The sequence below is a fragment of the Variovorax sp. VaC1 genome (assembly GCF_043658315.1).
In the GTDB taxonomy this organism is placed as follows: Bacteria; Pseudomonadota; Gammaproteobacteria; order Burkholderiales; family Burkholderiaceae_C; genus Variovorax.
The window spans coordinates 1,492,904-1,499,027 of record NZ_JBIGLT010000001.1; the positions used below are offsets into that span (position 1 = coordinate 1,492,904).

Genomic DNA, 6,124 nt, shown 5'->3' on the forward strand with positions numbered 1-6,124 from the left:
GTCTTGGCGGGCGACGCCGTTTGGCATCTCAGTTGACGCCCGACCCTTCTTGGAGCCGCGTCAGCGCATCGCTTTCTTGATTTCAGCGAAGGGGCCGAGATCGAACGATCCGAGCAGGATGAGGATCCAGACGACGATGGAGACCGGGCCGACGACATCGGCGTTCACCACCGACGACAGGTGCTGGTCGAACCAGCTGTCGACCATGACGATGCCTGCGAACACGACCAGCATGAGGAAGCGATAGCCCGACACATTCGGGCGCCGGCGGCCGAACTTTCGCGCGGGCCTGGCGTGGCGCAAACGCTGGGCGCTCGAAGGTGTGCGGATTGCGACCGGTGCCGTTGCGATCGCATCGGCGGCTTGAGTTTGTTGCATGGTGGGGCGAAGGAGCGTCTGTGGCATCGCCAGATTGTGCTGCACGTGAAGCGGGCTCAGCCTTGCACCTCGACGGTCAGGTGCGAGAGCGACGAAAACGCTGCCAGCCGTTCTCGGTAGTAATCGGCGCTGCGTCCTTGAGCGGTGCGCACCGACACGATCGCACCCAAGTGACCGGGACCCAGGCGCCAGAGATGCAGGTCCGACAGCGTGTCGCCGTCGCGCTCGATGGTTTGCCGCAGCTTGTCCGCAAGGCGGCTGTCCGGGTTCATGTCGAGCAGGATCGCACCGGTATCGCGGATCAACCCGTAGGACCAGCTCGCGATGACGCAGGCGCCAATGATGCCGGCCAGTGGGTCCATCCAGAGCCAGCCGAAGGCGCGGGCAAGCAACAGGCCGACGATGACCAGCACCGAGACGGCCGCATCGGCGATCACGTGGACCACCGCGGCGCGCATGTTGTTGTCCCGGTGCGCCGCGCCATGCGCGTGTTCCCCCTCGGGCTCCTCGAACACGACCGCGTGGCTTTCGCTTTCGCCGAGATGGAGTTGCGCGGTGAAGGCATGGGGTTCGGGAATCTCCTCGGCCGATTCGAGGTAGCTGCCGCGGTTGGTCAAGGTGAACCGTTGGCGTACACCGCCGGGGCGCACCGTTTCGATGTGGACCGATCTTGCCGCCGGGGCGGGGCCGGTTTCCGCATGCAGCCGGAAGCGCGGCGGTACGCCGTCCTCGAAGATCGACAGGGTCATGAGGCCGGCGCTGGTCATGATCGCGTGCGCTTCTTCTTCATGGCTGTGCCCGTTGTCAGCCGTGCCGTGGCCATGCCCATGGTGATGGGCTCCGCCGCTCAGCAGCCAGGCACTGACGACGTTTACACCCAGACCCAGGATGGCAATCGGCAGTGCCTCGGCAAAGTGAATCGGCACTGGCGCGAGCAGGCGCAGAACCGATTCGTAGGCGATCAGCAGCGCGATCATCGCCAGCACGATGGCGCTGGTGAAACCCGCGAGGTCGCCGAGCTTGCCGGTTCCGAACGTGAAGCGCCGGTCTCCGGCGTGCTTGCGGGCGTAGGTGTAGGCAAGCGCGGCAAGAAGCAGGGCGCCTGCATGCGTACTCATGTGCAGGCCATCGGCCACCAACGCAATGGAACCGAACGCCAGGCCACCGACGATTTCGGCGGCCATCATGGCACCGCAGAGCCATATGACCATCCAGGTCTTGCGCTCGCTCGTTGCATGCGTGGCACCGAGGAAGTTGTGGGAGTGCGCGAGGGGCGCTGCAGTGTCCGCAAGGCTGGCCATGAGGGTCCTTACTTGAGGTAAGAGCGGACGACCTCGAGCAGTTGCTCGGTGGCGTCGGGGTCGAGGGCGTCGGGATATTTCTCTGCATCGACCAGGTGGGTGCGGATGTGCTCTTCGACCACTTCGGCCATGAGCCCGGCCATCGCCCCACGCACACCCGCGATCCGGTGGAGCACCTGTTCGCAACCTGCTTCGCTTTCGAGGGCCCGCTCGATGGCCTCGACCTGGCCGCGGATGCGGCGAACCCGCGCCATGAGCTTCTGCTTTTCGTAGATCGTATGCGTCATGCGATGAAGAATAGCATACCCCCCATACCTATATTGCGTGGCGTCTCTTCTTCCGTTCTCGAACGTTCCAGGCTCGGTGCGCAACCGCTGTTGTCAGCTGAAAATTCCTGGTTGGTACAAGTCAAGAAGTTCGAAAAATAAAAGCGAAGCCCCCTCGTTTCAGCGGGGCGCACCGATGGAACGCTGCCGCGTGCCGCGCGAACACTTCCTTCCCGCTCTTCATCGAAGAAGCGCTTCGCTCCGATGCGGTCGTGGATTGAGTCCATCCCGAAATCGAGACAACGGCCAACACCAATGGCAGCAACAGTTTTTTCATGAGAGGTCTCATGCCGCGGCGCGCACGGCGTATTCGACGGGCTTGCCGCCAACCCAAGATGAATGAAGCGCCGCCGGTTTCAGCCGCGCGACGATGAGGTATCGACGACTGATGAGCGTCTGGGCCCGCGTGGCGGCCTCGATGTTCTCCGCTCCTGATGGGAGTGAATGACTGCGCGGCTGCTCAGTACGCCTGCCGGGTCGGCCTGAACAGGATTTCATTGACGTCCATGTCGTCGGGCTGGCTGAGCGCGAACGCCACGCAGCGAGCAAACGAATCCGCCGGGATCGCTGTGGCGTCGTAGAACGCCTTCATGCCGTCGGCGATGTCAGGCTCGGTCGCACTGCCGGGCAACTCGGTGGCCACGGCGCCAGGGGAAATCACCGTCGTGCGGATGTTCCAGGGCTTCACCTCCTGGCGCAGCCCCTCGGACAGCGCGCGCACTGCGTGCTTCGTGGCCGCATACACGGCGCCGTTGGGCGAGACCTTGTGGCCGGCAACGGACGAGACGTTGATGATGTGCCCCGACTTCTGACGCTGCATGTGCGGCAACACGGCCGCAATGCCGTACAGCACGCCCTTCAGGTTGACGTCGATCATGCGGTCCCAGTCATCCACCTTCAGGCGTTCCAGTGGTGAATGCGGCATCAGGCCCGCGTTGTTGATCAGGACGTCGATGCGGCCGAAGGCCGTGATCGCTGTGTCGACGAGATGCTGGACCTGTGCCTTGTCGGAGACGTCTGTTTCGACCGCGATCGCCTGGCCACCGTTCGCCTTCATTTCCTCGACCATGGCCTGCAGCCGGTCGATGCGGCGCGCGCCCAGGACGACGCGCGCACCCTGTGCCACGAGGTGCCTCGCCGTAGCCTCGCCCAGTCCGCTGCTCGCGCCGGTGATGACGACGACCTTGCCATCGATGTTGTTGTCGCTCATGAAATCGCTCCTTGCGAAAAATTGCGCTTGATCCTAGGACTTTGATTGGCAGACCAGTAGTCCTTAATGAATTGATGCACTCGCAAACGAAACTTGACAATCAAGCTAGAAGGGCGGCGAACGATGACCGTCGACCGGCTCCGCTTTGTCGAGAGCTCTTCAAGATGATCGAGTGCGGCCGCTTGTGGCGTGTGGCCGCAGCGTAAGGCACCGACTGACAACGCCGTAAGTGCCAGGCTGACATGGCGGGAGGCGGCTTTTGCAATACTGCTGCGGCATTCGCGCACAACAAGCATTCAGGAAGGACGCATCGATGCCCCATCGCCACTCTTGGTCTCGTCTCGCTTTGACCGCCACTTTGGCTATCACAGGCACCGCCTATGCACAAAGCGACACCACCACCTACGAGGCCACGCTTGAACGTTCGTCGGCCATCTGCCCTGGCCATTCCAAGGATCGCACCACGCCCGGTGTGCGCGCAGTCAAGGTCGATGCGCTTCGTGTGTTGCTCAAGAATGATGTGATCCTGTGCCCCGACCGCCGCCTCGATGCCGAGATGCCGGTGGTCTGGTACGGCGCCGTCAAGGTACTGGCCTGGAACCCTGAAGCAAAGGGCAGCATCGCGGTGCTGGCCGAGAAGGCCGATGCGATGACGCGCAAGGAAGAGTTTCCTGGCGCTACCTTGGTCTGGAAGGCCGATGGCAGTGAAGCCAAGGGCGTCACCGTACCTTCGGCCGACGTGCGTCCGCGCACCACCATCCGCGTCATCCCTTGAGTCAAAGGAGCCAGCAGCACGCCTGGCGTGAGGCCCCCGGCAACAGCATTCGGCATCGGCAGGAGCCAAGGCACTTACAGGCAATTACCTTCCGTGCCGGGTTCCATGGCTATGCTATTCACACACCACAACCTCAGGGAGTTTGTTCGCATGAAGTTGCGTTTCATCGCAGTAGCCCTCATCGCATTTGCGGCCAGCCAGGTGGCTCTCGCGGAAACCGTTGTTGTCAGTGGAACGGCAGAAGGGGCCTCTCGTAGCGACGCGGTCGCCAAGGCGCAGGTCACCCTGGAGACGAACTGCAGCAAGAACTACAAGGGGCAGCCTGTCGCTGGATCATTCAAGGTGACATTCGAAAAGCCGCTGTCGAACGGCAAGCACTACGTCGACGCCACGATGTCCTGCAATACACCGTAGTGTTGTCAGAAGTCGAAACGCCGAACCGCTTCTCGGCAACTCAGCCATGACATTGCAGAAAAAGGGCAAGTACTGGTACGGCTCAACCCCTCAGGACATCGAGGCCGAAGTCATCGCCTACAGCAAGGCCAACGGGTACATGGCCGTCAAGTTCTCGCCGTCGGCATGCGCGTGCGGCAGCAGCTTGTTCAAGCTCGAGTCCGATGAAGATGAAGGCGTGGCAAGGCGAACTTGTGTTCGTTGCGGCGTCATTCATTTCATGGGAGACAGCGCTGAGTACGCAAGTGAAGCGCAGGTTGAACGTCACGAGTGCATCTGCGATGCGGAGGCGTTTGAATTGTTGTCGGGCGTCGCGTTGTACGCGGACAGCAACGACGTTCGCTGGTACTACATCGGTTGCCGATGTGCGAACTGCCACTTGGTGGGCGTGTTCGCGGATTGGAAGTGCGAGGCTGGAGATGCCGACGCCTTTCTGTCCAAGACCAAGACCTAGAACGGTTTCGCGCCGAACCGCAACGGCGGCACGGGGGGTCTTGCGCAAGGCCGCATGACTCAGCGACATGAAGACGGTTGATCGCCTCGGGCAGGGTGCAGGGGTTGGCCGTGTCGTCGGGCAAGCGCCACGCGTTGATGCCGGCGATGCCCACCGTGCAGGAGAGCGGTGTGGTCGACTGCATGCGACGTAGCCGCCGTGCGGCTGAACCATGTCGTCGCTGCACTTCCACAGCGTCTCGGTGGCGAACAGCTTGGCGATGGCGGCTTCTTCCACCGTGAGGCGCCGGCTCATGTGCACCGCGAGGTAGTAGTCGACCATCGTGCGCAGCGCCACCGACTGGGCCTTGATGTCGGCCAGCTTGAACTTCGTGTTCTGGAAGTCCCACACAGTCTGGTCGAAGGCGCGGCGGTCTTTCACGTATGCGATGAGCAGCCGCTCGAGCTTGATCGCAGCACTGACGGCGATCATGAAGCGGTCCTACGGCAGCTCCTGCGCATGTCGCCAACTCCTTGAATGACGGAACGGAGCGATCCGCCGGAGGCGTCACGGCGAAATCCGTTCCTTCGGTGATCGTCGTCGGACGAAGGGGCTGGCGCACTAGCCGCGAAGGCTAGGGCGCTTTCGCGCGATCAAGGACGGCTGCTGGGTACGACGCAACGCCGGGCGCAGGCAGCTCGGTCCCGGCAGAGCACGAAGCCCTTGCAGCAAGCCTCCGATTTACTTGTTTTCGGGTATGGCCCCGCTGGAAACGAAAGGACACACTCGCCCGCGTCCGGATCGCTCGTCGTCCCTTCTTGCTCTTCATCACAGGAAACACCATGCTCATTGAGGCCGATGCCAGCGGCGCCGCGACGAAAACCACGAAAGGCCTGCGACGGTCGCGGGGCGCGACGAGGTACTGGCCCGTCATCGCCTTGCTCGCGGCTGGCAGCGCCTTCGCCGACGGCTTCGTCGGCGGAACAGCCGGAAGCAATGGGGCGACTGACTTCGGTGGAGCAGGCGGTGCCGGTGGTGTCGCGGCCACCGTCACAGCGGATGGTGGAACGGCAGTGGGCGCTGGTGGCAACGGCGGCACCGCCAACTCCGGCGGGACTGGCGGCACGGGCGGCGCCGGCGCGAGCGCCACAGCAGCCGGTGCAACCGCCGTCGGTGGTGGAGGATCCGGTGGCGACGGCGCGGCTGGCGGCACAGGCGGCACGGGGGGCAGCGGCGCCAAGGCCTCGG

At 63.2% G+C, this 6,124-nt stretch carries 7 protein-coding genes and 2 pseudogenes; 3 read left to right on the top strand and 6 right to left on the bottom strand.

The window, feature by feature from the left end; all coding sequences use genetic code 11:
- Positions 1-60: 60 nt before the first annotated feature.
- The 5 genes from ACGLHS_RS06965 to ACGLHS_RS06985 all read right to left on the bottom strand — a co-directional run bounded on the left by ACGLHS_RS06965 (position 61) and on the right by ACGLHS_RS06985 (position 3,215).
- On the bottom strand, positions 61-423 hold the full coding sequence (locus tag ACGLHS_RS06965) for a hypothetical protein (RefSeq protein WP_394478113.1): 363 nt from the start codon (positions 421-423) through the stop codon (positions 61-63).
- An 11-nt stretch (positions 424-434) separates the two neighbouring features.
- On the bottom strand, positions 435-1,679 hold the full coding sequence (dmeF, locus tag ACGLHS_RS06970) for a CDF family Co(II)/Ni(II) efflux transporter DmeF (RefSeq protein ID WP_394478116.1): 1,245 nt from the start codon (positions 1,677-1,679) through the stop codon (positions 435-437).
- 8 nt (positions 1,680-1,687) lie between these two features.
- Positions 1,688-1,966, bottom strand: a complete 279-nt coding sequence (locus tag ACGLHS_RS06975) for a metal/formaldehyde-sensitive transcriptional repressor (RefSeq protein WP_394478118.1) — start codon at positions 1,964-1,966, stop codon at positions 1,688-1,690.
- Complete coding sequence (locus ACGLHS_RS06980) at positions 1,963-2,232, bottom strand: hypothetical protein (RefSeq protein WP_394478120.1); 270 nt, start codon at positions 2,230-2,232, stop codon at positions 1,963-1,965. The genes ACGLHS_RS06975 and ACGLHS_RS06980 overlap by 4 nt, the downstream gene beginning before the upstream one ends.
- 233 nt (positions 2,233-2,465) lie before the next feature.
- On the bottom strand, positions 2,466-3,215 hold the full coding sequence (locus ACGLHS_RS06985) for an SDR family oxidoreductase (RefSeq protein ID WP_394478122.1): 750 nt from the start codon (positions 3,213-3,215) through the stop codon (positions 2,466-2,468).
- A gap of 313 nt (positions 3,216-3,528) precedes the next feature.
- On the opposite strand from ACGLHS_RS06985, the gene ACGLHS_RS06990 reads away from it, so the two are divergent.
- Together ACGLHS_RS06990 and ACGLHS_RS06995 are read left to right on the top strand one after the other, a co-directional pair.
- On the top strand, positions 3,529-3,990 hold the full coding sequence (locus ACGLHS_RS06990) for a hypothetical protein (protein WP_394478124.1): 462 nt from the start codon (positions 3,529-3,531) through the stop codon (positions 3,988-3,990).
- A 150-nt stretch (positions 3,991-4,140) separates the two neighbouring features.
- Positions 4,141-4,404 carry a hypothetical protein gene (locus ACGLHS_RS06995; protein ID WP_394478126.1) on the top strand — a complete coding sequence of 88 codons (264 nt, stop codon included), beginning with the start codon at positions 4,141-4,143 and terminating at the stop codon, positions 4,402-4,404.
- Positions 4,405-5,086: 682 nt separating this feature from the next.
- Here ACGLHS_RS06995 and ACGLHS_RS07000 read toward each other — a convergent pair.
- Positions 5,087-5,377: pseudogene (locus tag ACGLHS_RS07000) on the bottom strand (acyl-CoA dehydrogenase family protein); the annotation flags it as partial.
- 341 nt (positions 5,378-5,718) lie between these two features.
- Here ACGLHS_RS07000 and ACGLHS_RS07005 point away from each other — a divergent pair.
- Positions 5,719-6,124, top strand: a pseudogene (locus ACGLHS_RS07005) (hypothetical protein); the annotation flags it as partial.

Excerpts from the sequence above, each read along its gene's own strand:
- dmeF (WP_394478116.1), bottom strand. The coding sequence starts at position 1,679 with ATGGCCAGCCTTGCGGACACTGCAGCGCCCCTCGCGCACTCCCACAAC.
- ACGLHS_RS06975 (WP_394478118.1), bottom strand. The coding sequence starts at position 1,966 with ATGACGCATACGATCTACGAAAAGCAGAAGCTCATGGCGCGGGTTCGC.
- ACGLHS_RS06980 (WP_394478120.1), bottom strand. The coding sequence starts at position 2,232 with ATGGACTCAATCCACGACCGCATCGGAGCGAAGCGCTTCTTCGATGAA.
- ACGLHS_RS06995 (WP_394478126.1), top strand. The coding sequence starts at position 4,141 with ATGAAGTTGCGTTTCATCGCAGTAGCCCTCATCGCATTTGCGGCCAGC.
- ACGLHS_RS06985 (WP_394478122.1), bottom strand. The coding sequence starts at position 3,215 with ATGAGCGACAACAACATCGATGGCAAGGTCGTCGTCATCACCGGCGCG.
- ACGLHS_RS06990 (WP_394478124.1), top strand. The coding sequence starts at position 3,529 with ATGCCCCATCGCCACTCTTGGTCTCGTCTCGCTTTGACCGCCACTTTG.